The organism is Variovorax sp. YR266 (assembly GCF_900107295.1).
GTDB lineage: Bacteria > Pseudomonadota > Gammaproteobacteria > Burkholderiales > Burkholderiaceae_C > Variovorax.
The window spans coordinates 19,023-45,813 of the sequence record NZ_FNPM01000009.1 but is presented as its reverse complement, the minus strand read 5'-3'; the positions used below and the strand labels follow the sequence as shown (position 1 = coordinate 45,813).

Annotated in this window: 21 protein-coding genes and 1 pseudogene; 16 read left to right on the top strand and 6 right to left on the bottom strand. The window is 66.9% G+C overall.

Features of this window, described 5'->3' with window-relative positions:
- Positions 1 to 6: 6 nt before the first annotated feature.
- Genes BLW48_RS22780 through BLW48_RS22760 form a run of 5 tightly spaced genes read left to right on the top strand, consistent with a single transcriptional unit; the run spans position 7 to position 4,396 of the window.
- Positions 7 to 1,485, top strand: a complete 1,479-nt coding sequence (locus tag BLW48_RS22780) for an NADH-quinone oxidoreductase subunit M (RefSeq protein ID WP_093177636.1) — start codon at positions 7 to 9, stop codon at positions 1,483 to 1,485.
- 24 nt (positions 1,486 to 1,509) lie between these two features.
- Positions 1,510 to 2,997, top strand: coding sequence for an NADH-quinone oxidoreductase subunit NuoN (gene nuoN, locus BLW48_RS22775; protein ID WP_093057842.1), 1,488 nt, complete (start codon positions 1,510 to 1,512; stop codon positions 2,995 to 2,997).
- Between the two features lie 14 nt (positions 2,998 to 3,011).
- The gene (locus tag BLW48_RS22770; RefSeq protein ID WP_093057841.1) at positions 3,012 to 3,317 is read left to right on the top strand and encodes a DUF2818 family protein; all 306 of its coding nucleotides are present in this window, start codon (positions 3,012 to 3,014) and stop codon (positions 3,315 to 3,317) included.
- A 10-nt stretch (positions 3,318 to 3,327) separates the two neighbouring features.
- Positions 3,328 to 3,939: an NUDIX domain-containing protein gene (locus BLW48_RS22765; protein WP_093057840.1), complete on the top strand. Its 612-nt coding sequence runs from the start codon at positions 3,328 to 3,330 to the stop codon at positions 3,937 to 3,939.
- A gap of 7 nt (positions 3,940 to 3,946) precedes the next feature.
- The gene (locus tag BLW48_RS22760; RefSeq protein WP_093177635.1) at positions 3,947 to 4,396 is read left to right on the top strand and encodes a DUF1178 family protein; all 450 of its coding nucleotides are present in this window, start codon (positions 3,947 to 3,949) and stop codon (positions 4,394 to 4,396) included.
- A gap of 29 nt (positions 4,397 to 4,425) precedes the next feature.
- Here the strand turns inward: BLW48_RS22760 and BLW48_RS22755 are convergent, their stop codons facing one another.
- Positions 4,426 to 6,210 carry an ABC transporter transmembrane domain-containing protein gene (locus tag BLW48_RS22755; protein ID WP_093057838.1) on the bottom strand — a complete coding sequence of 595 codons (1,785 nt, stop codon included), beginning with the start codon at positions 6,208 to 6,210 and terminating at the stop codon, positions 4,426 to 4,428.
- Between the two features lie 77 nt (positions 6,211 to 6,287).
- Between BLW48_RS22755 and BLW48_RS22750 the strand changes: the two genes are divergently transcribed.
- From BLW48_RS22750 to BLW48_RS22735, 4 genes and pseudogenes are all read left to right on the top strand, one after another.
- Positions 6,288 to 6,824 carry a MarR family winged helix-turn-helix transcriptional regulator gene (locus BLW48_RS22750; RefSeq protein ID WP_093057837.1) on the top strand — a complete coding sequence of 179 codons (537 nt, stop codon included), beginning with the start codon at positions 6,288 to 6,290 and terminating at the stop codon, positions 6,822 to 6,824.
- Positions 6,817 to 8,292 (top strand): efflux transporter outer membrane subunit, encoded by a 1,476-nt coding sequence (locus BLW48_RS22745; RefSeq protein ID WP_093057836.1) that lies wholly within the window; start codon positions 6,817 to 6,819, stop codon positions 8,290 to 8,292. Before BLW48_RS22750 ends, BLW48_RS22745 begins: the two co-directional genes overlap by 8 nt.
- A gap of 54 nt (positions 8,293 to 8,346) precedes the next feature.
- Entirely contained in the window at positions 8,347 to 9,681 is a 1,335-nt protein-coding gene (locus BLW48_RS22740; RefSeq protein WP_093177633.1) for an HlyD/EmrA/EmrK family protein, read from the top strand.
- 47 nt (positions 9,682 to 9,728) lie between these two features.
- Positions 9,729 to 11,294, top strand: a pseudogene (locus BLW48_RS22735) (DHA2 family efflux MFS transporter permease subunit); the annotation flags it as partial.
- Between the two features lie 61 nt (positions 11,295 to 11,355).
- Here the strand turns inward: BLW48_RS22735 and BLW48_RS22730 are convergent.
- Positions 11,356 to 12,555, bottom strand: a complete 1,200-nt coding sequence (locus tag BLW48_RS22730; RefSeq protein WP_093177631.1) for an AGE family epimerase/isomerase — start codon at positions 12,553 to 12,555, stop codon at positions 11,356 to 11,358.
- 256 nt (positions 12,556 to 12,811) lie between these two features.
- Between BLW48_RS22730 and BLW48_RS22725 the strand changes: the two genes are divergently transcribed.
- The 6 genes from BLW48_RS22725 to BLW48_RS22700 all read left to right on the top strand — a co-directional run bounded on the left by BLW48_RS22725 (position 12,812) and on the right by BLW48_RS22700 (position 18,717).
- Positions 12,812 to 13,582 (top strand): ABC transporter ATP-binding protein, encoded by a 771-nt coding sequence (locus BLW48_RS22725; RefSeq protein ID WP_093079935.1) that lies wholly within the window; start codon positions 12,812 to 12,814, stop codon positions 13,580 to 13,582.
- Entirely contained in the window at positions 13,582 to 14,289 is a 708-nt protein-coding gene (locus BLW48_RS22720) for an ABC transporter ATP-binding protein (RefSeq protein ID WP_093177630.1), read from the top strand. The genes BLW48_RS22725 and BLW48_RS22720 overlap by 1 nt, the downstream gene beginning before the upstream one ends.
- Positions 14,290 to 14,402: 113 nt before the next feature.
- Positions 14,403 to 15,551: an ABC transporter substrate-binding protein gene (locus BLW48_RS22715; protein WP_256216924.1), complete on the top strand. Its 1,149-nt coding sequence runs from the start codon at positions 14,403 to 14,405 to the stop codon at positions 15,549 to 15,551.
- Positions 15,552 to 15,605: 54 nt separating this feature from the next.
- Positions 15,606 to 16,802, top strand: coding sequence for an ABC transporter substrate-binding protein (locus BLW48_RS22710; RefSeq protein WP_093057829.1), 1,197 nt, complete (start codon positions 15,606 to 15,608; stop codon positions 16,800 to 16,802).
- A 42-nt stretch (positions 16,803 to 16,844) separates the two neighbouring features.
- Positions 16,845 to 17,720, top strand: coding sequence for a branched-chain amino acid ABC transporter permease (locus BLW48_RS22705; protein WP_093057828.1), 876 nt, complete (start codon positions 16,845 to 16,847; stop codon positions 17,718 to 17,720).
- A gap of 10 nt (positions 17,721 to 17,730) precedes the next feature.
- Positions 17,731 to 18,717, top strand: coding sequence for a branched-chain amino acid ABC transporter permease (locus tag BLW48_RS22700; RefSeq protein ID WP_176928912.1), 987 nt, complete (start codon positions 17,731 to 17,733; stop codon positions 18,715 to 18,717).
- Positions 18,718 to 18,770: 53 nt separating this feature from the next.
- On the opposite strand, the gene BLW48_RS22695 is transcribed toward BLW48_RS22700, so the two are convergent.
- The 3 genes from BLW48_RS22695 to BLW48_RS22685 all read right to left on the bottom strand — a co-directional run bounded on the left by BLW48_RS22695 (position 18,771) and on the right by BLW48_RS22685 (position 21,496).
- Complete coding sequence (locus BLW48_RS22695) at positions 18,771 to 19,244, bottom strand: YXWGXW repeat-containing protein (RefSeq protein WP_093177628.1); 474 nt, start codon at positions 19,242 to 19,244, stop codon at positions 18,771 to 18,773.
- Between the two features lie 96 nt (positions 19,245 to 19,340).
- Positions 19,341 to 20,411, bottom strand: coding sequence for a lipocalin-like domain-containing protein (locus BLW48_RS22690; RefSeq protein WP_093177627.1), 1,071 nt, complete (start codon positions 20,409 to 20,411; stop codon positions 19,341 to 19,343).
- Complete coding sequence (locus BLW48_RS22685) at positions 20,411 to 21,496, bottom strand: PLP-dependent cysteine synthase family protein (protein ID WP_093177625.1); 1,086 nt, start codon at positions 21,494 to 21,496, stop codon at positions 20,411 to 20,413. The genes BLW48_RS22690 and BLW48_RS22685 overlap by 1 nt, the downstream gene beginning before the upstream one ends.
- Positions 21,497 to 21,605: 109 nt before the next feature.
- On the opposite strand from BLW48_RS22685, the gene BLW48_RS22680 reads away from it, so the two are divergent.
- Positions 21,606 to 24,107, top strand: a complete 2,502-nt coding sequence (locus tag BLW48_RS22680; RefSeq protein ID WP_093177624.1) for a penicillin acylase family protein — start codon at positions 21,606 to 21,608, stop codon at positions 24,105 to 24,107.
- Positions 24,108 to 24,120: 13 nt separating this feature from the next.
- Here the strand turns inward: BLW48_RS22680 and BLW48_RS22675 are convergent, their stop codons facing one another.
- The gene (locus BLW48_RS22675; RefSeq protein ID WP_093177622.1) at positions 24,121 to 26,724 is read right to left on the bottom strand and encodes an FtsX-like permease family protein; all 2,604 of its coding nucleotides are present in this window, start codon (positions 26,722 to 26,724) and stop codon (positions 24,121 to 24,123) included.
- Positions 26,725 to 26,791: the final 67 nt, after the last annotated feature.

Here is a 26,791-nt window from a genome sequence, read left to right as displayed (position 1 = left end):
AGAAAAATGGGTTTGTTGAGCCTTGCCATCTGGGTGCCGATCGCATTCGGCGCCGTGCTGCTGGCGTTTGGCCGTGACGAGCATGCCAAGGGCGTGCGCTGGGTCGCGCTAGTCGGTGCCATCGTGAGCTTCCTGGTCACGGTGCCGCTGTTCACGCGTTTCCAGAACGGCACTGCCGCGATGCAGTTCGTCGAAAAGACGGGCTGGATCGCACGCTTCAACGTCAACTACCACCTCGGGATCGACGGCCTGTCGCTCTGGCTGGTGCTGCTGACGTCGTTCATCACGGTCGTCGTCGTGATCTCGGCCTGGGAAGTGATCACCGAGCGCGTGAACCAGTACATGGGCGCGTTCCTGATCCTGTCGGGCTTCATGATCGGCGTGTTCTCCGCGCTCGACGGCGTGCTGTTCTACGTGTTCTTCGAAGCCACGCTGATCCCGATGTACCTGATCATCGGCATCTGGGGCGGCCCGAACAAGATCTACGCGGCGTTCAAGTTCTTTCTGTACACCTTGCTCGGCTCGCTGCTGATGCTGGTTGCGCTGATCTTCCTGTACAACAAGTCGGGCGGCAGCTTCAACATCCTGGCCTGGCACAAGCTGCCGCTGGGTTCGACCGCGCAGACCTTCCTGTTCTTCGCCTTCTTCGCGGCCTTCGCCGTGAAGGTGCCGATGTGGCCGGTGCACACCTGGCTGCCCGACGTGCACGTCGAGGCGCCCACCGGTGGCTCCGCCGTGCTGGCCGCGATCATGCTGAAGCTGGGCGCCTATGGCTTCCTGCGCTTCTCGATGCCCATCGCGCCCGACGCCTCGCACGAATGGGCCTGGCTCATGATCGCGCTGTCGCTGATCGCCGTGATCTACGTCGGCTTGGTGGCGCTGGTGCAGCAGGACATGAAGAAGCTGGTGGCCTACTCGTCGGTCGCCCACATGGGCTTCGTGACGCTCGGCTTCTTCATCTTCAACGAGCTCGGCGTGTCCGGCGGCATCGTGCAGATGATTGCGCACGGTTTCGTGTCGGGCGCCATGTTCCTGGGCATCGGCGTGCTGTACGACCGCGTGCACTCGCGCCAGATCGCCGATTACGGCGGCGTGGTCAACACCATGCCCAAGTTCGCCGCGTTCGCGCTGCTGTTCGCCATGGCCAATTGCGGCCTGCCGGGCACCGCCGGTTTCGTGGGCGAGTGGATGGTGATCCTGGGCGCCGTGAAGGCCAACTTCTGGATCGGCCTCGGCGCCGCCACCGCGCTGATTTTCGGCGCGGCCTACACCCTCTGGATGTACAAGCGCGTGTACCTGGGTCCGGTCGGCAACGACCACGTCAAGGAACTCAGCGACATCAACGCCCGCGAGTTCCTGATGCTGGCACTGCTGGCCATTGCCGTGCTGTGGATGGGCCTGTTCCCGAAGCCGTTCACCGACGCGATGAACGCCTCGGTGACCGAGCTCCTGCGCCACGTGGCAGTTTCGAAGCTGCCTTCCTGATGCCACGCTGAAGAAGAGAACGAGATGATTGACAAACTCAGCTGGGTCACGATCTACCCCGAAATCGTGTTGCTGGTCATGGCCTGCATCATTGCGCTGGTCGACCTGTCGGACACGAGCCCGCGCCGTACCCGCACCTATGTGTTGACGCTGGCCACGCTTGCCGTGGTCGCCGTGCTGTCGGGCCTGCAGGCCCTTGACGCCAAGACGATCTACGGCTTCGGCGGCATGGTCGTCAGCGACCCGATGGGCAACTGGCTCAAGTGCTTCGCCACCGTCGCCCTGATGGTCACGCTGGTCTACGGCCGTCCCTATGCGGCCGACCGCGAGATGCTGCGCGGCGGCGAGATGTTCACCGTCAGCATGTTCGCGCTGCTGGGCATGTTCGTGATGATCTCGGGCAGCAACTTCCTGCTGATCTACCTGGGCCTCGAACTGCTCACGCTGTCGAGCTATGCGCTGGTGGCGCTGCGCCGCGACAACGCGGTGGCCAGCGAAGCGGCGATGAAATACTTCGTGCTCGGCGCCATGGCCAGCGGCTTCCTGCTGTATGGCCTGTCGATGATGTACGGCGCGACCGGCTCGCTCGACGTCAACGAAGTGTTCAAGACCATCGCGAGCGGCAAGGTGAACCACCAGGTGCTGGTGTTCGGCCTGGTGTTCATCGTCGCCGGCCTGGCCTTCAAGGTGGGCGCTGCGCCGTTCCACATGTGGGTGCCTGACGTCTACCAGGGCGCTCCGACTGCGATCACGCTGCTGATCGGCGCCGCGCCCGAGCTGGCTGCCTTCGCGATCATCATCCGCCTGCTGGTCGACGCTCTGCAGCCGCTTGCCATCGACTGGCAGCAGATGCTGGCCGTGCTCGCCATCGCCTCGCTGCTGGTCGGCAACCTGGCCGCCATTGCGCAGAGCAACCTGAAGCGCATGCTGGCCTATTCGACGATCTCGCAGATGGGCTTCATGCTCCTCGGCCTGGTCGCCGGCTCGGACCAGCAGGGCACCTACAACGCCCAGTACGCCTACAGCGCCTCGATGTTCTACATCGTGACCTACGTGCTGACCACGCTGGCCAGCTTCGGCATCATCCTGCTGCTGGCGCGCGAAGGCTTCGAAAGCGAAGAGATCACCGACCTGGCTGGCCTGAACCAGCGCAGCCCGCTGTACGCCGGCGTGATGGCCATTGCGATGTTCTCGCTGGCCGGCCTGCCGCCGCTGGTCGGCTTCTACGCGAAGCTGGCCGTGCTGCAGGCGCTGATTGCATCGGGCCACGCCATCTACATCGGCCTGGCCGTGTTCGCGGTGATGATGTCGCTGATCGGCGCGTTCTACTACCTGCGCGTGGTCAAGGTCATGTATTTCGACGCACCCGTCACGGCCACCACCGTGTCGGCGCCGCGCGACGTGCGCACCGTGCTCACGATCAACGGCGCGCTGATCCTGATCCTGGGCATCGTGCCCGGCGGCCTGATGACGCTTTGCTACGACGCGATCGTGGCAACCCTGGCCCACTGACGCGGCCCGGCCTGGTGTCGCAAACCGCGTCGGTCTGGGTCGTTCTGCTGGTGGCCCTGGTGGCTGCCAACCTGCCGTTCTTCAACGACCGCCTGTTCGGCGTCGTGCCGCTGGCGACAAAGCCCAAGTCGCTCGCGGTGCGTCTCGCCGAACTGGTGGTCTTGTACTTTCTGGCCGGCGGTATCGGGCTGCTGTTCGAGCGCAGGGCAGGGCAGATCGCCCCGCAGGGCTGGGAGTTCTATGCGGTGACTGGCGCGCTGTTCATCGTGCTGGCCTTTCCAGGATTCACCTGGCGCTATCTGATGAAGCACAGGCATTGACGAGGACGACATGACCACGCCCATCGACACCACCGATTCCCATCTGAAGGAAGAGCTCACGAGCCGCGAAGAGCTGTTCAAGGGCAAGTTCCTGGAGGCCAGGCGAGACACCATCCGGCTGCCCGATGGCCACAGCGCCACGCGCGAGTACGTGGTGCATCCGGGCGCCGTGGTGGTGATTCCGCTGCTGGACGACGGCCGAGTGGTGCTGGAGCGGCAGTTCCGCTACCCGGTCGGCCACGTGATGATCGAATTTCCGGCGGGCAAGCTCGACGCGGGCGAAGACCCTTTCGACTGCGGTCGGCGCGAACTGCTCGAGGAAACGGGCTACACCGCGCGCGAATGGGCGCATGCGGGCGCCATGCACCTGGCGGTGGCGTACTCGACCGAAATCATCCACATCTACTTTGCGCGCGGCCTTTCACTCGGTGAGCGGCAGCTCGATCATGGCGAGTTTCTCGACGTGTTCACGGCCACGCCCGATGAGCTGGCCGGCTGGTGCCGCGACGGCAAAGTGACCGACGCCAAGACCCTGACCTGCACGCTCTGGCTGCAGAACGTCCTTTCGGGCGCATGGACACTGGATTGGAAGGCTGCCCCTGCGGAAGGTCACGCGGGATAATCCGCGGATGAAGGTTCTCAATCTCCGCTGCGCGCACGGCCACGGCTTCGAGGGCTGGTTCGCGTCCAACGAGGCCTTCGATAGCCAGTTGGCCAGCGGACTGGTCGAGTGCCCGGTCTGTGGCGACACCGCCATCGTCAAGCTGCTGAGCGCGCCGCGCCTCAATCTGGGCAATGCCAAAGCGCCTGAGGCTACGGCACCGGCTGCTGCCTCGAACGTTCCCGCCGAACTCTCACCCGAAGCCCGCTGGATGCGCGCCGTGCGGGAGGTGCTGGCAAAGACCGAGGACGTCGGCGACCGCTTTGCCGACGAAGCCCGCAAGATGCACTACGGCGAAGCCCAGGAGCGCGGCATTCGCGGCCAGGCGACGCCGGAGCAGACCGAAGCGCTGCTCGACGAAGGCATTCCGGTGATGGCGCTGCCGATTCCGGCGGCGCTGAAAGAAACCCTGCAGTAATTGACCAGCCAGTCGCGGCCGTTCAGCGTTCAGGCCGTGAACTGAAGCGCAGCCAGGCGCGCGTACACACCGCCCTGCGCGACCAGCGTCGCATGCGTTCCCTGCTCGACGATCCCGCCGTGGTCCAGCACCACGATGCGATTGGCCTTCTGCACCGTTGCCAGCCGGTGAGCGATGACCAGCGTGGTCCGGTTTTCCATTGCCGATTCCAGTGCCGCCTGCACCATGCGCTCGCTTTCCGCGTCGAGTGCGCTCGTGGCCTCGTCGAGCAGCAGCAGCGGCGGGTTCTTCAGGATCGCGCGCGCAATCGCGATGCGCTGGCGTTGCCCGCCCGACAGCCGCACGCCGCGTTCGCCGAGGAAGGTGTCGTAGCCCTCAGGCAGCGCCTGCAGGAAGTCGTGGGCAAAGGCGGCGCGTGCTGCGGCATGCACTTCCTCGGTTGTCGCCTCGGGACGGCCGTAGCGGATGTTCTCGAACGCGGTGGTCGAGAAGATCACCGCGTCCTGCGGCACGAGGCCGATGCGGGTGCGCAGGTCGGGCAGGGCGAGCGAGGCCAGCGGCGCGCCGTCGAGCAGCAGGCGGCCCGATTGTGGGTCGTAGTAGCGCAGCAGCAACTGGAACACCGTGCTCTTGCCCGCGCCGCTCGATCCCACCAGGGCCACGGTTTCGCCCGGCGCGACTTCGAGGCTGAAATCGCGCAGTGCCGGTGTGCCTGGCCGTGACGGGTAATGGAAGGTCACCGCATCGAACTTGATCGTGCTGCCCGCCACGGGAACGGGCGTGACCGTCGGGCTCGGCGGTGAAAAGATGGCGGCGGGCGCATGCAGCAGCTCCATCAGCCGCTCGGTCGCGCCGGCGGCGCGCAGCAGGTCGCCGTACACCTCGCCGAGCACCGCAGTCGCGCTGGCCAGGATGGCGACGTAGACGACGGTCTGGCCCAGGTGGCCGGCCGTGATGTCGCCGCGCAGCACCGCCTGCGTGCCCTGATAAAGGCCCCAGAGCAGCGCCGCCGAGGTCGCGATGATGATGAACGCCACCAGCACCGAGCGTGCCTTGGTGCGGCGCACGGCGGTGCGAAAGGCGTTCTCGGTCGAGCCGTTGAAGCGCGCGGCCTCGCGGCCTTCGGCCGTGTAGCTCTGCACCACGGGAATGGCGTTCAGCACCTCGGCGGCAATGGCGCTCGAATCGGCCACGCGGTCCTGGCTGGCGCGCGACAGCTTGCGCACGCGGCGGCCGAACCACATGCTCGGTAGAACCACCAGCACGAGGATGCCCAGTACCTGCACCATCACGTAAGGATTGGTCCAGATCAGCACGGCCAGGGCGCCCACGCCCATCACCGCGTTGCGCAGCCCCATGCTCAGCGATGAGCCGACGACCGTCTGCACCAGCGTGGTGTCGGCCGTCAGGCGCGACAGCACTTCGCCGGTCTGCGTGGTTTCGAAGAAGACGGGGCTCTGTTTCAGCACATGGCCGTAGACCGCGTTGCGGATGTCGGCTGTCACGCGCTCGCCCAGCCAGCTCACCGTATAGAAGCGCGCCGCCGAGAAAACGCCCAGCGCCACGGCCACCGCGAAGAGGGCGCCGAAGTGCTCGCGCAGCGCCATGGTCTGGGCGCCTTTGTCGGTACTGATCAAGCCGCCGTCAATCAGGCTGCGCAATGCGATAGGAAAAACCAGCGTGGTAACCGCCGCCAGCACCAGAAAGAGGGCCGCCAGCACGATCTGCACGCGGTAGGGGCGAAGAAAAGGGCTCAGGCCCGACAGCGACCGGGGCGAGCCCTTGGCCATGGAAGACGGTGGGGTAGAAGCCATGCGCCGATTCTAACGATCCCTTGCCTCCACAAAGGCGGCCTTGACAATTACTGCCGCGGCAGCTAATATTTTGCCCCATGAGCGATGCAAACATTCCAGTAGCCCCGTCGGTCCCTGCCGACGCCGAGCGTCGCCCGCCTGTCTTCTATCGCGCGGAGACCTACTCGACCGAAGAGAGCATCGGTTATCTGATGCGCCGCATCATCACTTTGGTTGGTCAGGCAGTAGAAACCCGTATGTGTGAGCCCGGCGGCCCGACCTATCCGCAATGGTTGCCTCTCTACAAGCTGCACACCGGCGCCGCCACCACCGTGGCCGAACTGGCCCGCGCCTGCGAACTCGACACCGGCGCCATGACGCGCCTGCTCGACCGCCTCGAAGCCAAGGGCCTGTGCCGCCGCGTGCGCTCGCTCGAAGACCGCCGAGTGGTCAACATCGAACTCACCGACGAAGGCCGTGCCGCCGCCAAGGAAGTGCCTTACGTGCTCAGCCGTGTGCAGAACGAACACCTCGCTGGCTTCAGCGCCGAAGAATGGGAGCAGCTCAAGGGTTACTTGCGCCGCATCCTCGACAACGCCCAGGCCCTCGCGGCCCGTGGAGATAAAAATGACTGATTCCCTCGCCGTGCGCGCTGTGCGTCGCACCCCCGTCGTGGCCGCAGCATTGCTCGTGGTCGCACTTGCCGGATGTGCCGACATGGCCGGCATCGGCTCGCAGGCCAAGCTGCGCGACGCCTCGTCGCTGGGCATCGCGCCCGACAGCGCCGCGGCGCCTGTGTCCCGCCTCGACAGCCAATGGTGGCTCGCCTTCGGCGACACGCAGCTCAATTCGCTGATCGACCAGGCCGTGGCCGGCAACCCCAACCTGCAGGTCGCGCAAGCCCGCCTCGCGCGCGCGCAGGCCTCCGCCGACATCGCCGGCTCGGCCCTCAAGCCCAAGGTCAACGCCGAGCTCGACCTGGATCGCCAGAAGTTCAACAGCAACTACATCTACCCCGCACCGCTGGGTGGCTCCACGCAGAACATCGGCCTGCTGCAGCTCGGCGCAAGCTGGGAGCTCGACTTCTTCGGCAAGAACCGCACCGCGCTCGACGCCGCCATCGGCTCGGCGAATGCCGCGGCCGCCGATGCGGATGCCGCCCGCGTGCTGCTCGCGAGCAACGTGGCACGCAGCTACTTTCAATGGGCGCGCCTGAACGACCAGCTCACCGTCGCCCAGCGCACGCTGGCGCAGCGCGACGAAACGCTCAAGCTCGTGCGCGACCGCGTGTCCGCCGGCCTCGACACCCGCCTCGAACTGCGCCAGAGCGAAGGCGGCCTGCCCGAGGCACGCCAGCAGATCGAATCGCTCAACGAGCAGATCGCGCTGCAGCAGCACGCGCTCGACGCGCTCGTCGGCCAGCCGAATGTGTCGGCATCGCTCAAGCCGCCGGTGCTTGCCGGCGTCAAGCCGATGGCACTGCAGGGGAGCATTCCGGCCGACCTGCTTGGTCGCCGCGCCGACATCGCCGCCGCGCGCTGGCGCGTCGAGGCCGCCACGAGCGACGTGGCCAACGCCAGGACGCTCTTCTATCCCAACGTGAACCTCACGGCCTTCGTCGGCTTCCAGAGCCTGGGCTTCGGCAAGCTGCTGAAGTCGGGCAGCGAGCAGTGGGGCGTGGGCCCGGCCATCAGCCTGCCGATCTTCGAAGGCGGCAAGCTGCGCGCCAACCTGCGCGGCAAGTCGGCCGACCTCGACGTGGCCATCGAAAGCTACAACGCTACCGTGCTCGACGCGGTGCGCGATGCGGCCGACCAGGTCACGAGCGCGCAGTCGATCACGCGCCAGCAAACCGAACAACGCGCAGCGCAGACCGCTGCCGAAGGCGCCTACGACATCGCCGTGCAGCGCTACCGCGCGGGCCTCGGCAACTACCTCAACGTGCTGACCGCGGAAACCTCCGTGCTGGCGCAGCGCCGGCTGGCCGTCGACCTTGCCGCCCGCGCGCTCGACACGCAGGTGGGCCTGGCGCGCGCGCTGGGCGGCGGCTGGCAGCCCCCGGCCACGGCCACCGCCTCGGCCCCCGCGGCCGCAGTGAACTGAACAAGAACCGACCAGAACTGACCCGACTCCCTCGTCTTCGGAAAGAACTTCATCATGAGCGACAACAACACTCCGACGCCCGCTGCAGCTGCAGCTCCTGCAGCCCCCGAGGCGCCCGCCAACAACGGCAAGCGCCGCCGCGCACTCACCGCGCTCGCCGCGGTGGTGATCGTCGTCGGCGGCGGCTGGGGCCTCTACGAATGGCTGGTTGCCAGCCACTACGAGGACACCGACAACGCCTACGTGCAGGGCAACGTCATCCAGATCACGCCGCAGATCGGCGGCACCGTGATGGCCATCGGCGCCGACGACACCGACTTCGTGAAGGCCGGCCAGCCCCTGGTGCAGCTCGATCCGGCCGACGCCAAGGTATCGCTCGAACAGGCCGAGGCTGCGCTCGCGCAGGCCGTGCGCCAGGTGCGCACGCTGTACGCCAACAACGGCTCGCTGGCCGCGCAGGTCACGCTGCGCCAGTCCGACATCGTGAAGGCGCAGAGCGACATCGCCAAGGCGCAGGACGACCTGCAGCGCCGCCGCGCGCTGTCGGGCAACGGCGCCGTGTCGAAGGAAGAACTCAACCACGCCGAGACGCAGCTCGACACCGCCAAGAGCGCACTCGCCGCGGCGCAGGCCGGTGTGGTCGCCGCGAAGGAAGCGCTGGTCAGCAACCAGTCGCTGACCGACGGCACCAGCGTGGCCCAGCACCCTAGCGTGCTGGCCGCCGCCGCCAAGGTGCGCGAGGCCTACCTCGCCACCCAGCGCGTGGCCATGCCCGCACCGGTCGACGGCTATGTCGCCAAGCGCACCGTGCAGCTCGGCCAGCGCGTGGCCGCCGGCACGCCGATGATGTCGATCGTGCCGCTCAACCAGCTGTGGGTCGACGCCAACTTCAAGGAAGTGCAGCTGCGCAACATCCGCATCGACCAGCCCGTGAAGCTCACGGCCGACGTGTACGGCAAGAAGGTCGAGTACACCGGCAAGGTTGCGGGCCTGGGCGTCGGCACCGGCAGTGCGTTCGCGCTGCTGCCCGCGCAGAACGCCACCGGCAACTGGATCAAGGTGGTGCAGCGCGTGCCCGTGCGCATCGCGCTCGACCCCGAGCAGCTCAAGGCCAACCCGCTGCGCATCGGCCTGTCGATGGACGCCGAAGTCGACATCTCGTCCAAGAGCGGCAAGATGCTCGCCGACGCGCCGCGCGCCACCGCGCTGACGCAGACGGCCGTGTACAGCCAGCTCGACCGCGGCGCCGACGCCGAAGTCGACCGCATCGTCGCGGCCAACCTCGGCCGCAGCGCACCGGCAACGGCCACCGCGCCGTCGAAGGGCTCGGCGGCACCGTCGAGCGCGCCCGCCGCGGCATCGGTGGCAGTGCAAGGGCAGCCGGGCTGATCGCCCGCGCTTCCCTCGGGTAACTCAGGCAAACAGTTCGCGCGACCGCAATGGCCACCGCTGCTCCTGCTTACGTTGCGCATCCACCGCTCGAAGGCGCAGCCCGCGTCTGGGGCACGGTAGCGCTGTCTGCGGCAACCTTCATGAACGTGCTCGATTCGTCGATCGCGAACGTGTCGTTGCCCGCCATCTCGGGCGACCTGGGCGTGAGTACCACGCAAGGCACCTGGGTCATCACCAGCTTCGCGGTGGCCAACGCCATCGCGGTGCCGCTCACGGGCTTCATGACGCAGCGCTTCGGACAGGTGCGCCTGTTCATGGCCAGCGTGATCCTGTTCATGGTCGCCTCGCTGCTGTGCGGCCTGGCGCCGAACATGACGACGCTGATCGCCTTCCGCGCGCTGCAGGGCTTCGTTGCGGGTCCGATGATTCCGCTGTCGCAGACGCTGCTGCTGTCGAGCTATCCGCGCGCCAAGGCAGGCCTTGCGATGGCCATGTGGTCGATGACCACGCTGGTCGCGCCGGTGATGGGGCCACTGCTGGGCGGCTGGATCACCGACAACATCTCGTGGCCGTGGATCTTCTACATCAACATCCCCGTGGGCATCGTCGCAGCCGCCATCACCTGGACGCTGTACCGCAAGCGCGAGAGCAGCACGCACAAGGTGCCTATCGACGCCGTCGGCCTCGCGCTGCTGGTGCTGTGGGTGGGCTCGCTGCAACTGATGCTCGACAAGGGCAAGGAGCTCGACTGGTTCCACTCGGCGCAGATCGTCACGCTGGCGGTGGTGTCCGTGGTCGGCTTCGCGTTCTTCCTGGTCTGGGAGCTGACCGACAAGCACCCGGTGGTCGACCTGTCGCTGTTCAAGCGCCGCAACTTCTGGTCGGGCGCCGTGGCAACGGCCGTGGCCTACGGCCTGTTCTTCGGCAACGTGGTGCTGCTGCCGCTGTGGCTGCAGCAGTGGATGGGCTACACCGCCACGCAGGCGGGGATGATCATGGCGCCCGTGGGGCTGCTGGCGATCTTCTTCTCGCCGGTGGTGGGGCTCACGGTGGCCAAGATCGATCCACGCCGCTACGCGACCTTCTCGTTCCTGGTGTTCGCACTGGTGCTGTGGATGCGGTCGAACTTCAACACGCAGGCCGACTTCGTCACCATCATCATCCCGACGGTGATCCAGGGTATCGCGATGGCGTTCTTCTTCATCCCGCTCGTGACCATCACGCTGTCGGGCCTCACGCCAGACCGCATCCCGGCCGCGTCGGGGCTGTCGAACTTCCTGCGGATCACGGCGGGTGCGATGGGCACGTCGATCACCACCACGCTGTGGGACAACCGTGCCACGCTGCACCATACGCAACTGGCCGAGACGATCAACCAGGGCAACAACGCAGCCACGAGCGCGATGTCCGGGCTCAATGCCAGCGGCTTCAGCGCCGACCAGGTGCTGGGGCAGATCAACCGCATCGTCGACCAGCAGGCCTACATGCTGGCCACGAACGACATCTTCTACGCGTCGGCGATCCTGTTCCTGCTGCTGATTCCGCTGGTGTGGCTGGCAAGGCCGCAGAAGGGCGGCGCCGGTGGCGACGCCGCAGCCGGAGCACACTGACCGCGCATCGTCTTCACGCCGATCCAATCACCCCCAGCCTCCGCAAGGAGCCTGGGGGTTCTTATTTGCGCAGCGCCCTGAGCACGTCGTGGCACGCGCCCATGGTGTGATAGTCGGTCTTGCCGGCGGGGCTCTTCTCGTCGCTGATCTTCCGGTTCTGCGGCGTGAGGACGCGATACCACGCGCCGTGCCGGTGATCGACGAAGTGCTCCCAGCTGTAGGCCCAGATGCTGTCGTACCAGTCCCAGTAGCTGGCCTCGCCGGTGCGCACCGCGAGCAGGGCGGCCGCCGCGAAGCTCTCGGCCTGTACCCAGAAGTACTTGTCGTCGTCGCACACTTTGCCGTCGGGGCCGAAGCCGTAGACCAGCCCGCCGTTGTCGGCGTCCCAGCCGCGAAACATGGCGGTGTCGAAGAAATGGCGCGCGCGCGGCACGATCCAGTCGGCCGTACGGTCCCTGGTGGCGAGATGGCCTTCGAGCTGCAGCAGCAGCTTGGCCCACTCGGTCAGGTGGCCGGTCTGGAAGCCCCAGGGCCTGAAGATGTTGCTCTTGTCGCCGCGGTTGTAGTCCCAGTCGACCGACCAGTCTTCGCGGTAGTGTTCCCACACCAGTCCGTCTGCCAGCGCGGCCTGCTTGCCGGTCACTGATTCGGCCACAGCCAGCGCGCGGTCGAGGTAGCGCGTTTGCTGCGTGGCTTCGAATGCGGCCATGAGGGCCTCGCAGGCGTGCATGTTGGCGTTCTGTCCGCGATAGGCGCCGATGCGCCAGTCGGTGGTGGCCTCGTCGGCATAGAGCTGGTGCCGTGGCTCCCAGAAATGCTGCTCCATCAGTTGCCAGGTGTGCTCCAGCCCCGCATACGCTTCCTCGATGCCGGCCATCAGCGCATGCGCTTGCGCGAGCAGCACGAAGTCCAGGCCGTAGCAGTGATTGGTGCCGTCCTGCACGGTGGCGCGCTGCTGGTGCCAGTCGATCTGCCATGCATAGCCGCCACCCGGCTGCCGATGCGCATGCTCGACGAATGCAAGGCCGTGCCGCGCGGCTGCAAGATGCGCGGGAATGCCGAAGCGGCGATACGCCATCGCATGGTTGAACACGAAGCGCGTGCTGCTCACGAGATGGCGCGTACGCCGGTCGTACACCGTGCCGTCGTCCTTGAAGAAATGAAAGAAGCCGCCCGTGGCATCGAGGTCGCGCGGCTCGTAGAAAGCCAGCGTGTGCAGGATGTGGTCGGTCAGGAAGTCGGGAGAGCGGAAGTCCGGCATGTTGGTCGCAGTCTACGCAGACCCCTGCGCGCACCGGCTTGGGGTTTCCGATGCCGCCGGAGCTTTCTTTGTCGTCACAACGACAGTCCCCGATTCGAATGTGCGCCGGTCCGTGCAGGTTGCACTGCAGCATAGGCATTTGCCCCAGTATGCAAGCGGGGTAGGCCCACGAACAATCGGTCCGCGCTCGATGGTGGCGCATTGAGATGGACCGCATGACCGATATTCTTTTTCCGTACCCGGGCGACTTCGCGAGATGAGCGACGTCATTCTCGAAACACGCCAGCTCACCAAGGAATTCAAAGGGTTCACGGCGGTCAGCAAGGTCGACCTGTCGGTGGTGCGCGGATCCATCCACGCGCTCATCGGTCCGAACGGTGCCGGCAAGACGACCTGCTTCAACCTGCTCACCAAGTTCCTCGAACCGACCACCGGCACGATCCTGTTCAACGGGCAGGACATCACCGGCGAGCGGCCCGCGCAGATCGCGCGGCGCGGCATCATCCGCTCGTTCCAGATCTCGGCCGTGTTCCCGCATCTCACGCTGCTCGAGAACGTGCGGCTGGGCCTGCAACGCAGGCTGGGCACCTCGTACCACTTCTGGAAGAGCGAGAAGTCGCTCAAGCCATTGGATGCCAGAGCCCGCGAGCTGCTGGCTGAAGTCGGCCTCGAAGAACTCGCCGACGAACAGACCGTGAACCTGCCCTACGGCCGCAAGCGCGCGCTCGAGATCGCGACCACGCTCGCAATGGAGCCCGAGCTGATGCTGCTCGACGAACCCACGCAGGGCATGGGCCATGAAGACGTGCACCGCGTGGCTGAACTCATCAAGCGCGTGTCGGCTGGACGCACCATCCTGATGGTCGAACACAACATGAGCGTGGTCTCGACCATTGCCGACACCATCACCGTGCTGCAGCGCGGCGCCGTGCTGGCCGAAGGCCCGTACGCCGAAGTCTCGAAGAACCCGCAGGTGATGGAAGCCTACATGGGCACCACCGACGGCCAACTCCAAGGGGCCCACTGATGACCGCCGCATTGGAAATCAAGGGCCTTCAAGCCTGGTACGGCGAATCGCACGTGCTGCACGGCGTCGACATGGTCGTGCAGCCTGGCGAAGTCGTCACGCTGCTGGGCCGCAACGGCGCGGGCCGCACCACCACGCTGCGGGCCATCATGGGCCTGACCGGCGCACGCAAGGGCAGCATCGAGGTCAATGGCAAAGAGACCATCGGCATGCCGACGCACCGCATTGCGCATCTCGGCATCGGCTATTGCCCTGAAGAGCGCGGCATCTTCGCCAGCCTCTCGTGCGAGGAAAACCTCCTGCTGCCGCCCGAACTCAAAGGCGCGGGGCAGGGCATGTCGGTCGAAGAGATCTACACCATGTTCCCCAACCTGGCCGAGCGCCGCAACAGCCAGGGCACGCGCCTGTCGGGCGGCGAGCAGCAGATGCTGGCCGTGGCGCGCATCCTGCGCACGGGCGCCAAGCTGCTCTTGCTCGACGAGATTTCCGAAGGCCTCGCGCCCGTCATCGTGCAGGCGCTGGCCCGCATGATCACCACGCTGCGCTCCAAGGGCTACACCATCGTCATGGTGGAGCAGAACTTTCGCTTCGCCGCGCCGCTGGCCGACCGCTTCTACGTGATGGAGCACGGCCGCATCGTCGAGAAGTTCGGCGCTGCCGAGCTCGAAGCCAAGATGCCAGTGCTCACCGAGCTGCTCGGCGTCTGAAGCAAAAGACACGTCCATAAGACCTTTTCTCGCATCCCACAAAGATTCCTTCAGGAGACAACACCATGAACAAAAAACTCGGCCTCATCGCTACCGCCGTCGCCGTCCTCGCCATGGGCGCAGGCGCCGCGCAGGCGCAGGAAAAAGTGAAGATCGGCTTCGTCACCGACCTGTCGAGCCTGTATGCCGACCTCGAAGGCAAGGGCGGCGCCACCGCCATCCAGATGGCCATCGACGACTTCGGCGGCAAAGCGCTGGGCCAGCCCATCGAGCTGCTGGTGGCCGACCACCAGAACAAGGCCGACATCGCCGCCTCCAAGGCCCGTGAATGGATCGACACGGCCGGCGTGACCATGGTCTTCGGCGGCACCAACTCCGGTACCGCGCTGGCCACCGCCAAGGTTGCGGAAGAGAAGAAGCGCGTGTACTTCAACAACGGCGCGGGCAGCTCGGTGCTCACCAACGAGCAGTGCAGCCCCTACACCATCCACTACGCCTACGACACCGTGGCGCTGGCCAAAGGCACCGGCGCGGCGGTTGTAGACCGCGGCGGCAAGAGCTGGTTCTTCCTGACGGCCGACTACGCCTTCGGCCACGCGCTCGAAGCCGACACCACCAAGGTGGTGAAGGAAAAGGGCGGCACGGTGGTGGGCGCGGTGCGCCATCCGCTGAACGCCTCGGACTTCTCCTCGTTCCTGCTGCAGGCGCAGAACTCCAAGGCGCAGATCCTGGGCCTGGCCAACGCCGGTGGCGACACCATCAACTCGATCAAGGCGGCCAAGGAATTCGGCATCAACAAGACCATGAAGACCGCCGGTCTGCTGGTCTTTCTGAGCGACATCCACAGCCTGGGCCTGAAGAACACCGAAGGCCTGCTGCACACCACCAGCTGGTACTGGGACCTGAACGACGAATCGCGCAAGTTCGCCAACCGCTTCTTCGAGAAGACCAAGCGCATGCCCACCGACGTGCAGGCCGCCGACTACTCGGCCACCATGACCTACCTGAAGGCCGTGGCCGCCGCCAAGACCACCGACTCCGACAAGGTGATGGCGCAGCTCAAGAGCACCAAGGTCGACGACTTCTATGCCAAGGGCACCATCCGCGCCGACGGCAGCTTCATCCACGACATGTACCTGGTCGAAGTGAAGTCGCCCGCCGAATCGAAGAAGCCCTGGGACTACCTGAAGGTGCTCAAGACGCTGCCGGGCGACCAGGTCTTCACGACCAAGGCCGAGACGAAATGCGCTCTCTGGAAATAACCGGCTGACGCCGCGCCAGACCCTTCCACTGAAGTCAACCGAGAGAACCATCCCATGAAACGCACGCTCATCGCCTCTGCCTGCCTCGCCGCTACCTGCCTCATGGCCGTTGGCGCCGCGCAGGCCCAGGACAAGGTCAAGATCGGTTTCATCACCGACATGTCGAGCCTCTACGCGGACGTGGAGGGCAAGAACGGCGCCCTCGCGATCCAGATGGCCATCGACGACTTCGGCGGCAAGGTCAACGGCATGCCCATCGAGCTGCTGCAGGCCGACCACCAGAACAAGGCCGACATCGCCGCCTCCAAGGCTCGCGAATGGATCGACACGCAGGGCCTGACGATGCTGTTCGGCGGCACCAGTTCGGGCACCGCCCTGGCCATGGCCAAGGTGGCGCAGGAGAAGAAGCGCGTGTTCGTCGTGAACGGCGCGGGCAGCTCGGCGCTCACCAACGAGCAGTGCAGCCCCTACACCGTGCACTACGCCTACGACACCGTGGCGCTGGCCAAGGGCACCGGCAGCGCGGTGATTGCGCGCGGCGACAAGAGCTGGTATTTCCTCACCGCCGACTACGCCTTCGGCCAGGCGCTGGAGGCCGATGCCTCCAAGGTCGTGAAAGAGAAGGGCGGTACGGTGGTGGGCAGCGTGAAGCATCCGCTCAACACCTCCGACTTCTCTTCGTTCCTGCTGCAGGCGCAGAACTCCAAGGCCCAGGTGCTGGCGCTGGCCAATGCAGGCGGCGACACCATCAACTCGATCAAGGCGGCCAAGGAATTCGGCATCACCAAGACCATGAAGATGGTCGGCCTGCTGGTGTTCGTGACCGACGTGCACAGTCTGGGCTTGAAGAACACCGAAGGCCTGCTGCTCACCACCAGCTGGGACTGGAACCTCGACGACAAGACGCGCGCCTTCGGCAAGCGCTTCTTCGAGAAGACCAAGCGCATGCCCACCGACATCCAGGCAGCCGACTACTCGGCCACCATGACCTACCTGAAGGCCGTGCAGGCTGCCAAGACGGTCGATGCCGACAAGGTGATGGAGACGATCAAGGCCACGCCCATCGACGACTTCTACGCCAAGGGCACCGTGCGCGCCGACGGCCGCTTCGTGCACGACATGTACCTGGTGCAGGTCAAGTCGCCGGCCGAATCCAAGCAGCCGTGGGACTACTACAAGGTAATCCAGAAGCTCAAGGGCGAAGAGGTCTTCACGACGAAGGCCGAGAGCAAGTGCGCCCTCTGGAAGTGATCCCCCGCGGGCGCGCAGCCGCCCGGGTTCGTTGAAACGCTTATGACCATTTCCCTTCCCGCGCTTTTGAGCCAGCTCCTCCTGGGGCTGGTCAACGGCTCCTTCTACGCCATCCTGAGCCTCGGGCTGGCGGTGATCTTCGGCCTGCTGAACGTCATCAACTTCGCGCATGGCGCGCTGTTCATGCTCGGCGCTGTCCTCACGTGGATGGCGATGGAGTACCTCGGCGTCAACTACTGGGTGATGCTGATCGCGGCGCCCGTCGTCATCGGCATCTTCGGCGTGCTCATCGAGCGCCTGCTGCTGCGCTGGATCTACAAGCTCGACCACCTCTACGGCCTGCTGCTCACGCTGGGCCTCACGCTGCTGATCGAGGGCGTGTTCCGCTCGATCTACGGCGTGTCGGGGCTGCCCTACGACGCGCCTGATGCGCTGTCGAGCGCCACCGACCTTGGCTTCATGGTGCTGCCGAACTACCGCGCCTGGGTGGTCGTTGCCTCGCTCGTGGTGTGCTTCGCCACCTGGTACGTGATCGAGAAGACGCGCCTGGGCGCCTACCTGCGCGCGGGCACCGAGAACCCGCGGCTCGTGGAGGCCTTCGGCGTCAACGTGCCGTTGATGATCACGCTGACCTATGCCTTTGGCTGCGCGCTCGCGGCCTTCGCAGGCGTGCTGGCCGCGCCGGTGATGCAGGTGTCGCCGCTGATGGGGCAGAACCTCATCATCGTGGTGTTCGCCGTGGTGGTGATCGGCGGCATGGGCTCCATCATGGGCGCCATCCTCACGGGCCTCGGGCTCGGTGTGATCGAAGGGCTCACCAAGGTTTTCTATCCCGAGGCATCGTCTACGGTTGTGTTCGTGATCATGGTCATCGTGCTGTTGATTCGCCCCGCCGGCCTGTTCGGCAAAGAGAAATAAGGCGAACGGCATGAACATGAAAAAAATCTCCACCGTCGTCTACGCCTTGCTGCTGGTCGCGCTGCTCCTGGCGCCGTTCTTCGGCGCCTACCCGGTGTTCGTGATGAAGCTGATGTGCTTCGCACTCTTCGCCGCGGCCTTCAACCTGCTGCTGGGCTTCACGGGCCTGCTGTCCTTCGGCCATGCGGCCTTCCTTGGTGGCTCCGCGTATGTGGCCGGCCATGCCATCAAGGTCTGGGGCCTCACGCCCGAACTGGGCCTGATCGCGGGCACGCTCACTGGCGCTTTCCTCGGCTGGCTCTTCGGCGTGCTGGCCATTCGCCGGCAGGGCATCTACTTCGCGATGATCACGCTGGCGCTCGCGCAGATGATGTTCTTCGTCGCGCTGCAGGCCAAGTTCACGGGCGGCGAAGACGGCCTGCAGGGCGTGCCGCGGGGCAAGCTGTTCGGCCTGATCGATCTGTCGAACGACCTCACGATGTACTACGTCGCGCTGGTCATCGTGGTCGCGGCCTTCCTGCTGATCGTGCGCACCATCCACTCGCCCTTCGGCCAGGTGCTCAAGGGCATCAAGGAGAACGAGCCGCGCGCGCTGTCGCTGGGCTACGACGTGAGCCGCTTCAAGCTGCTGGCCTTCGTGATCTCCGCGGCGCTGTCGGGCCTGGCCGGTTCGCTCAAGACGCTGGTGCTGGGCTTCGCCACGTTGTCGGACGTGCACTGGACCGCTTCGGGCCAGGTCATCTTGATGACGCTGGTGGGCGGCCTAGGCACGCTGTCGGGTCCGCTGGTGGGCTCGGCGGTGGTGGTGCTGCTGGAGAACAAGATCGGCGAACTCGGCAACTTCCTGGCGCGCATCACGACGATCGACTGGTTCAACACGCTGGGCGAGTCGGTGACCATGGTCACGGGCCTGATCTTCGTGATCTGCGTGCTTGCCTTCCGCAAGGGGATCATGGGCGAGATCATTGCGTTCATCGAGCGGCGACGAGCCAAATAGCAAGCAAGGCAACTGCAATGAAAAAGGGAGCCGAGGCTCCCTTTTTCATTGCATCAGCAGTTGCCTTTTTTCGCCTGGCCGGGCGGGCAGAAATCGCCGCGGTCGCGATCATGGTCATGGCCGCGCCGATAGTCGCGATCATGGTCGCGGCGGCGATGGTCTTCTTCCCACTCGCGTTCGCGGCGCGCTTCACGGTAAGCCTCGCGCCGGCGCCAGTCGCCTTCGGTCCAGCGCCAGCCGCCGCGGTCCTCGACCCAGCGGCCAGGGGCATAGGCGTAGCCTGCGCGCTCGGGTTGCCAGCCGCCCGGACGCCATCCGTAGGCACGGCCATCCCAGGCCCAGCGGCCCGGCACCCAGACAAAGCCGCCGCGCGGCGGTGGCAGGGGTTCGTAGCGTGGCGGCGGCGGTGCCGTCATCACCAGCCCGGGCACATTGATGTTCACCGAGACCTGCGCGTTGGCGGCAAGGGGGCTCGCAAGGATGGAAAGGGCGCCGGCCACGGCCAGCACGGCAAGTCGAATCTTCATGATGGGGATCCTCTGGTTTTCAGATGAGTTCTGGACATTATTCCCAACGCACGCGGGAGGGGGCTGGTTGTCAGTGCTTGTGCGCGGCTACAACGGTTACAGCTTCAGCGGTGCGGCGTAGCCGGTCATTTCCAGGTAGCCACGGCCTACACGGCGCCCCTGGGCGTCGAGCAGGTCGCTTACGCCTTCCCAATACACGCCGCCGGTCGAGCCGCGGCTGTCCAGCTCCTGGTCGTCGAGCAGGGCGCGCACCTCGAAGCTGCCGGCTGGCGTCTGTACGCGCCATTGCGTCGGGTACTTTGCCTGCGTGCGCGGGCTGTCCCAGGTCTTGAGGCTCTCGAAGCGGACTTCGTCATTCTTGAAGATGCGCGCCACGCCATCGCGCGGGCGGAACGAGCCGCCGCCCCACAGCGCGCTGCCGTCGCTGCGCCGCAGGTGGAAGGCGGTGAGGGCGCTGCCGTCATCGAGGTTCATGCCGATCCAGTCCCAGCCCACGGCCTCGGGGTGCATCAGCGCTTCGCTCCATTCGTGGTCGAGCCACGCGGTTCCGCCCACGTCGAAGGCCTGCCCCTTGAGCGTGAGCTTGCCCTGCGCCTTGAGCTGCGGTTCGCTGTAGTAGTAGCTCGCCTGCGATTCATCGGGGCCCTTGCGCGAGAGGCCTGCGTTGCCTTGCAGCAGCACCGGCTGCGTGGGCGTGAAGCGCAGGTCGAGCGAGAACTCGCCGGCCGGAATGCGCGCGACGTAGATGCCGTCTTTTTCCCGCGCTAGCGACCAATCGCGGATGCGCACGTCGGTGTCGCTCGTGCTCGCCTCCGCTACGCCGAAGCCCGCGCGTGCGATGCGCTGGTCATGCAGCAGCACGCGGCCTTGCAGGTCGGTGACGGCTGCGTGCGCGAACACGAGGTGCTTCGCCGCGAAGGCCGAGCGCATGCCCTGCGTGGCCTCGACGCGCGAACGGAAGAAGGTCACCTGGTAGCCGAACTCGCGCCCTGCCAGCGTCTTCGCATGACCGGTGATGTACCACCACTCGGTGTGCAGATCAGGGTGGCTGCCGAAGTCGCGCGGAAACTCCAGCCGGCGCTCGGGCAATGCCCATGCCGCCAGCGGACCCGACGCGAGCGCCGCCAGCAGCAGGCCGCGGCGCGACAGCAGTGGCAGGGGAGACATCACGACGCCACCAGCGCATCGATGCGCTGCTGCGCCGGCCCGATGTCGCCGAAGGCGTTCTGCACCCAGGTCGCATCGTGGTAGCTCGGCAGGTAGCGCTCGCCCGCATCGCACAGCAGCGAAAGAATGGAACCCTGCTGCCCGGCCGCGCGCATCTCCTGCGCCACGGCCAGCATGCCGATGAAGTTGGTGCCCGTCGACGGCCCGACCTTGCGGCCCAGCAGCGCCGACAGCGCATGCATGGCCGCTACCGAATCGAGGTTGGGCACTTCGATCATCCGGTCGACCAGCGTGCGGATGAAGCTCGGCTCCACGCGCGGACGGCCGATACCCTCGATGCGCGAGCCGGCGGCCGTCAGCGTGGCGTCGCCCGTGCGGTGGTAGGCCGAGAACACCGAGCCTTCGGGGTCGGGCACGCACACCTGCGTGTCGTGGCAGCGATAGCGCAGGTAGCGACCGATGGTCGCGCTGGTGCCGCCCGTGCCCGCGCCCACCACGATCCACTTCGGCACCGGATGCCGCTCGCGCGACATCTGCTGGAACATGCTCTCGGCGATGTTGTTGTTGCCGCGCCAGTCGGTCGCGCGCTCGGCGTACGTGAACTGGTCCATGTAGTGGCCGCCGGTGCGCTCGGCCAGCGCACGGGCCTCTTCGTAAACCTGCGCGGCATGGTCGACGAAGTGGCAGCTCGCGCCGTAGAAGGCGATCTGCGCGATCTTTTCGGGCGAGGTGGTGCGCGGCATCACCGCGATGAAGGGCAGGCCCAGCAGCCGCGCGAAGTAGGCCTCGCTCACGGCCGTCGAGCCGCTCGATGCCTCGACGATGGTCGTGCCTTCGCGCACCCATCCGTTGCACAGCGCATAGAGAAAGAGCGAACGTGCGAGCCGGTGCTTGAGGCTGCCGGTCGGGTGCGTCGATTCGTCCTTCAGGTACATGTCGATGCCGTGCGCCGCGAGCGAGGGCAGGGGCAGCGGGATCAGGTGCGTGTCGGCGCTGCGCTGGTAGTCGGCTTCGATGCGGCGGATTGCGCCGCCGAGCCAGCCGCTGCAGTAGGACGAGGAGGTGGAAGGTGTTTGCTGCTGCATATCGGCGCCAGTCTACAAGTCATGCCTTGTAACGCCCACAAGGTGCGATGAGGCGCGCAAATCGGGATACTGTGCCCTGCCATCTACAACAAGGCAGGAGACGAGACACATGAAAAGAACAAACCTGCGCCCCGCATCGCGGCGCTCGTTAGGTCAAAGGCATTCCTTCGGCGTTGTTGCGCTCGCAGCTTTCGTGCTTGCGGGTTGCGCGTCGGGGCCTCCCGGTTCGCAGACGCCCACGCGTCCTTCCCCATCGTTCGCCGTGCCCGGTCTCGAGAAGCCCGCCGAGGTGCTGGTGGACCGCTGGGGCGTGCCGCATCTTTATGCGGGCACGCTCTACGACGCATTCGTGGCGCAGGGCTTCATCGCCGCGCGTGACCGGCTGTGGCAGATGGACCTCTGGCGCAAGCGCGGCCTCGGCGAAATGGCGAAGGATTTCGGCCCCGCATGGGTCGAGAACGACCGCGCCGCGCGTGCCGTGCTCTACCGCGGCGACATGTACCGCGAGTGGCTGGCCTACGGCTCCGACGCCAAGCGCGTGGCCGAGGCTTTCACGGCCGGCGTCAATGCGTATGTGGCGCAGGTGCGCGCGCAGCCTTCGTTGCTGCCGCCGGAATTCGCACTGCTGGGCTACCAGCCGGCCACGTGGTCGCCCGAAGACGTGGTGCGCATCCGGCATCACGGCCTCACGCTCAACTTCACGTCGGAGATCGATCGCGCCAAAGCCTACTGCGCGGGCGGCGCCGGCATCAAGGCCGACTGGCTGCGCCGCGAGCTCGATCCGCCGATCAACCCGCGCGTACCGCCGGGGCTCGACCCGTGCACCATTCCTGCGGCCGAACTGCGCGCGGCCTACATGCGCGCAACCGAGTCGCCGCAGTTCACCAAGGCCAACACGCGGCTGGCGTCACCGGTGGCCCAACTGCCGGGCAGCGACGAAGCAGAACAACTGCAGGCCTCGCAAGGCGACCCGACCGGCGCCTACGGCAGCAACAACTGGGTGATCTCGCCGAAGCTCACGTCCACCGGCCGGCCCATCCTGGCCAATGACCCGCACCGCGCCCACGGTGCGCCCAGCCTGCGCTACATGACGCACCTGAGCGCACCGGGCATGGACGCCATCGGCGCGGGCGAGCCCTTCCTGCCGGGTCTGTCGATCGGGCACAACGGCACCATCGCCTTCGGCCTCACGCGCTTCTACATGGACCAGGAAGACCTGTACGTGTACCAGCTCAACCCGCGCAATGCCACCGAGTACCGCTACCAGGGTCGCTGGGAGCCGATGGTGCGCGTCACCGAACGCATCGCGGTCAAGGGCGAGAGCGCGCCGCGCGAGGTGGTCAACACCTTCACGCGCCATGGCCCGGTGCTGCTGGCCGAGCCGGGCAAGCAGCGCGCGTATGCCTTGCGCGCGGCGTGGCTGGAGCCCGGCATGGCGCCGTACTTCGGCTCCATGGACTACATGCGCGCGCGCAACTGGGACCAGTTCCGCGCGGCCATGAACCGCTGGGGCGCGCCCGGCGAGAACCAGGTCTATGCGGACACCAGCGGCAACGTCGGCTGGATTCCCGGCGGCCTCACGCCCATCCGGCCCAACTGGGACGGGCTGATGCCGGTGCCGGGCGACGGGCGCTACGAGTGGTCGGGCTTCCGCAACGGCGACGAGCTGCCTTCGGAGTTCAACCCGGCGCGCGGCTATGTGGTGACCGCCAACGAGAACAACATTCCGCCCGACCATCCCGCCGCGAAGAAGGGCGTGGGCTACGAGTGGAGCGACGCGGCGCGTGCGCGGCGGCTCAAGGAGCTGTTCGCGGCCAAGGTGGCGGCGGGTTCGCGCTTCTCCGTCGAAGACTCGGAGCGCATGCAGAACGACATCGTCGCGACGCCCGCGCAGCGCGTGCTGAAGCTGCTGGCCGGCCTGCGCAGCGACGATGCGCAAACGGCAACAGCGCTGCGCATGCTGCAAAGCTGGGACGGCACCATGGACCGCGACAGCGCCGCCGCCGCGCTGTACGAGGTGTGGAGCAGCAAGCCGCTGCGTGCCGCCGTGCTCAAGGCCGGCGCGGGCGATGCAGGCGCCGCGCTGGCCGCGCCCGGCGACAACACGCGAATGGTGCTGCTGCTCGAAAGCCCCTTCGGCTGGGTCACGAACGAGCAACGCGATGCACTGCTGCTCAAGACCTTGCCAGCGGCGATGCAGGAGCTCACCACCAAGCTAGGCCCCGACCCCGCGGCCTGGAAGTGGGGCGCGCTGCACCGTGCCGAGTTCCGCCATCCGCTGGGCGGTGTGGTCGATGCCGCCACGCGCAAGAAGCTCGACGTGGGCGACTGGCCGATGTCCGGTTCTTCCTTCACGCCGATGGCGGCCACCTACCGGGCCAGCGACTACAAGCTGACGGCGGGCGCATCGTTCCGCATGGTGCTGGACGTGGGCAACTGGGACGCCTCGCGCGTCATCAACACGCCGGGCCAGTCGGGCAACCCGGAGAGTCCGAACTACCGCGACCTTGCGCTGCTGTGGCTCGAAGGCAAGTACGTGCCGCTGGTCTACAGCCGGGGGGCTGTCGAGAAGGAAACGGTGGAGCGGATCCAGTTGACGCCGGCGCGCTGAGACGCCGAGGGCGCTACCAGTCTTCCTTCACCGCCAGCACCACGTCCTTGCCGGCGGCGGCCCGGCCCGCCATCCAGGCCGTCACCGTGCCGGCGGCTACCACCGCCGCGCACAGTGCCAGCAGGCGGCCCCATGGCACCAGCAGGTCCATGCTCCAGTGGAAGCTCTGCGGGTTCACGACCTTCACGAGCACCACGGACACGGCCAGCCCCAGTCCCAATCCGGCCACGGCGCCGATGGCGGTCCACGCGGCGCCTTCACCGGCCACCACTGCCAGCACCTGCCTTCGCGTGAAGCCCAGGTGCGCGAGCAGCCCGAACTCCTTTCGCCGCGCCAGCACCTGCGCGCTGAAGCTCGCGGCAATGCCGAACAGCCCGATGGCGATGGCCACCGCCTGCAGCCAGTAGGTGACGGCGAAGCTGCGGTCGAAGATGCGCAGCGAGGTCGCGCGGATCTGCCCCACCGATGCGATCTCGACGGACTCGGCGGACGAGCCGCCCTGGCGTGCTGCCAGAGTGCGCACTGCAGTCTGCACCGCGCCTTCCGACGCTCCGGGCGCAAGCCACAGCGCCACGTCGCTCACATTGCGCTCGCCGGTGATGCGCTCGAAGTCCCGCGCATCCATCGTGACCGTGCCGAACTGCCGCGCGTAGTCGCGCCACACGCCCGCCACGAAGAACGTTTGCGCCTTCTTCGAACCCGCCCGCAGGCCCATCGCATCCGACAGCGGAGTGAAGGCCGTGCCCGGCTTCGCGCCATAGAGCTCCACCATCGGCTCGCTCACGTAGATGCCGATCTGCCCTTCAGGCACGGGCAGTGCGGCACCTACCAGCGGCAACGACTGCGTCGCCCCGCCTTCCAGGCTGCGCGCAATCAGCGTCACGGTGGGCCGTGTCGCATCGAGCTGCAGCGATTGCGTGCGCAGCGTGCCCGTGCGCGCCACGCCGGGCAACCGCGCCAGCGACTGCACGAAGGCCGGCGAAAAGGTGGCGGTGTCGGTGCTGCTGCTGTTGCCGCTGTTGCTGCCGCGCCCGCCCGAGGTGGCGCGCACGTACAGGTCGGCCGGCAGCACCACGTCGAGCCAATGCGTCACCGAATCGCGAAAGCTCGCGACCATCACCGTGAGTGCGACGGCAAGGCTCAGGCTTGCCACCACGCCGCTGACCGCCACGGCGGCCGTGCCGCGCATGCGGCGCGCGCGCTCCACCGCCAGCATCGGCAGCACGCGTCGCGCGAACATTGGCGCCACTCGGTCGTACAGCAGCGCGATCAGCCAGGGCAGGGCGGTGATGCCTCCGACCAGCAGGCAGCCCACCGACAGGTATGCCGCCACCGGAATGCCGCCGATGGCCGGCACGTTGGCCAGCACCGCGCCCAGCGCGATCAGCCCCAGCGCCAGCCAGTGGCCGTTGCCCTGCGTGGGCGCGGCGCCCAGACCCTTGAGCGTCTGTGCTTCCGGCAGCGCCTGTGCCGCGCGCGCGGGCCACCAGCCGCCGACCAGCGCGGCCAGCACGCCCAGTCCGCCGTACAGCAACGCCGAGCCCGCGCTCCAGTGCAGCGTGGGCGCCACGCCTTCGAAGTACCCGCCACCGAGGTCGCCGCCCAGAACGCGCAACGCAAACGCCGCGAGCGCCGTACCCAGCGCGAGACCCGCCGCGCTGCCGATCAGCCCCAGCACCAGCGATTCGGCCAGCACCAGCCGCAGCCGTTCGCGCGGCGTGAGGCCGAGCACGCCGAGCAGCGCGAACTGCTGCGCGCGCTTGGCCACGCTGAGCGCCAGCACCGAGAAGACCAGGAACGCGCCCGTGAACAGCGCCACAAGCGCCAGCACCGTCAGGTTCACGCGGTAGGCGCGCGACAGATTGCTCACGCGCTGCGCCGCATCACCGGGCTCGGCAAACTGCACGCCCGCTGGCCAGCCCGGCGACTGCTGCAGCGAGGCCATGAAGGCGGCCCTGTCCGTGCCGGGCGCCAACCGCAGGTCGATGCGGCTGAGCCGGCCGATCTGGCCGAACAGCTCCTGTGCCGCCGAGATGTCCATCACCGCGAGCGCCGTGCCGCTGGCGGCGACATGGCCGGCCACGTCGAGCTTGTGCCATGCGTCGCCGCTGCGCAGTTGCATCGTCTCCGTCGTTCCGGCGGGCGTTTCCGCCGGCAGGCCCAGTGCGCCGCGTGCCGCGGCGTTGAGGAACACATGGCCCGGCGCGAACAGCGAGAAGCGGTCGGCACCGGCCGCGGCCTGCGGCATCAGCGCGGGCGCGATGGTCGGCAGCACCAGCGCATCGACGCCGATCACGCGCATCGGCACCTGGCGCTCGCCGGCCAGCGCCAGGCCCTGGAACTCGACCACGGGGCTCGCCAGCGTCACCTGCGGGTGCCGGGCCAGCCGCTCGAACACGGCCTCGTCGAAGCCGCCCTGCACGGCGCGCACTTCCAGGTCGGGCTGGCCGTTGACAGAGCGCACCGCGCTCGCGAACTCGTCGAGCGCCGACGCATTGATCAACTGCACCGAGAAGGCCAATGCCACGCCCAACATCACGGCCAGCACAGCCGCCGCGTTGCGCCAGGGGTGGTGGCGGAGTTCCTGCCAGGAGAAGGTGGTGAGCAATGCGCGCATCGGGCAATTGTCGCGGCGCGCGCGGTGTTACACCGCCGTGGCACGATGGCGCCTCTTCGACGACGCC

What these genes read in the sequence shown, in the direction of transcription:
- BLW48_RS22705 (WP_093057828.1), top strand. Translation starts at nt 16,845, where the DNA reads ATGACCATTTCCCTTCCCGCGCTTTTGAGCCAGCTCCTCCTGGGGCTG.
- BLW48_RS22760 (WP_093177635.1), top strand. Translation starts at nt 3,947, where the DNA reads ATGAAGGTTCTCAATCTCCGCTGCGCGCACGGCCACGGCTTCGAGGGC.
- BLW48_RS22700 (WP_176928912.1), top strand. Translation starts at nt 17,731, where the DNA reads ATGAACATGAAAAAAATCTCCACCGTCGTCTACGCCTTGCTGCTGGTC.
- BLW48_RS22730 (WP_093177631.1), bottom strand. Translation starts at nt 12,555, where the DNA reads ATGCCGGACTTCCGCTCTCCCGACTTCCTGACCGACCACATCCTGCAC.
- nuoN (WP_093057842.1), top strand. Translation starts at nt 1,510, where the DNA reads ATGATTGACAAACTCAGCTGGGTCACGATCTACCCCGAAATCGTGTTG.
- BLW48_RS22780 (WP_093177636.1), top strand. Translation starts at nt 7, where the DNA reads ATGGGTTTGTTGAGCCTTGCCATCTGGGTGCCGATCGCATTCGGCGCC.
- BLW48_RS22720 (WP_093177630.1), top strand. Translation starts at nt 13,582, where the DNA reads ATGACCGCCGCATTGGAAATCAAGGGCCTTCAAGCCTGGTACGGCGAA.
- BLW48_RS22710 (WP_093057829.1), top strand. Translation starts at nt 15,606, where the DNA reads ATGAAACGCACGCTCATCGCCTCTGCCTGCCTCGCCGCTACCTGCCTC.
- BLW48_RS22685 (WP_093177625.1), bottom strand. Translation starts at nt 21,496, where the DNA reads ATGCAGCAGCAAACACCTTCCACCTCCTCGTCCTACTGCAGCGGCTGG.
- BLW48_RS22750 (WP_093057837.1), top strand. Translation starts at nt 6,288, where the DNA reads ATGAGCGATGCAAACATTCCAGTAGCCCCGTCGGTCCCTGCCGACGCC.
- BLW48_RS22765 (WP_093057840.1), top strand. Translation starts at nt 3,328, where the DNA reads ATGACCACGCCCATCGACACCACCGATTCCCATCTGAAGGAAGAGCTC.
- BLW48_RS22725 (WP_093079935.1), top strand. Translation starts at nt 12,812, where the DNA reads ATGAGCGACGTCATTCTCGAAACACGCCAGCTCACCAAGGAATTCAAA.
- BLW48_RS22755 (WP_093057838.1), bottom strand. Translation starts at nt 6,210, where the DNA reads ATGGCTTCTACCCCACCGTCTTCCATGGCCAAGGGCTCGCCCCGGTCG.
- BLW48_RS22745 (WP_093057836.1), top strand. Translation starts at nt 6,817, where the DNA reads ATGACTGATTCCCTCGCCGTGCGCGCTGTGCGTCGCACCCCCGTCGTG.
- BLW48_RS22680 (WP_093177624.1), top strand. Translation starts at nt 21,606, where the DNA reads ATGAAAAGAACAAACCTGCGCCCCGCATCGCGGCGCTCGTTAGGTCAA.
- BLW48_RS22675 (WP_093177622.1), bottom strand. Translation starts at nt 26,724, where the DNA reads ATGCGCGCATTGCTCACCACCTTCTCCTGGCAGGAACTCCGCCACCAC.
- BLW48_RS22695 (WP_093177628.1), bottom strand. Translation starts at nt 19,244, where the DNA reads ATGAAGATTCGACTTGCCGTGCTGGCCGTGGCCGGCGCCCTTTCCATC.
- BLW48_RS22740 (WP_093177633.1), top strand. Translation starts at nt 8,347, where the DNA reads ATGAGCGACAACAACACTCCGACGCCCGCTGCAGCTGCAGCTCCTGCA.
- BLW48_RS22690 (WP_093177627.1), bottom strand. Translation starts at nt 20,411, where the DNA reads ATGTCTCCCCTGCCACTGCTGTCGCGCCGCGGCCTGCTGCTGGCGGCG.
- BLW48_RS22715 (WP_256216924.1), top strand. Translation starts at nt 14,403, where the DNA reads ATGGGCGCAGGCGCCGCGCAGGCGCAGGAAAAAGTGAAGATCGGCTTC.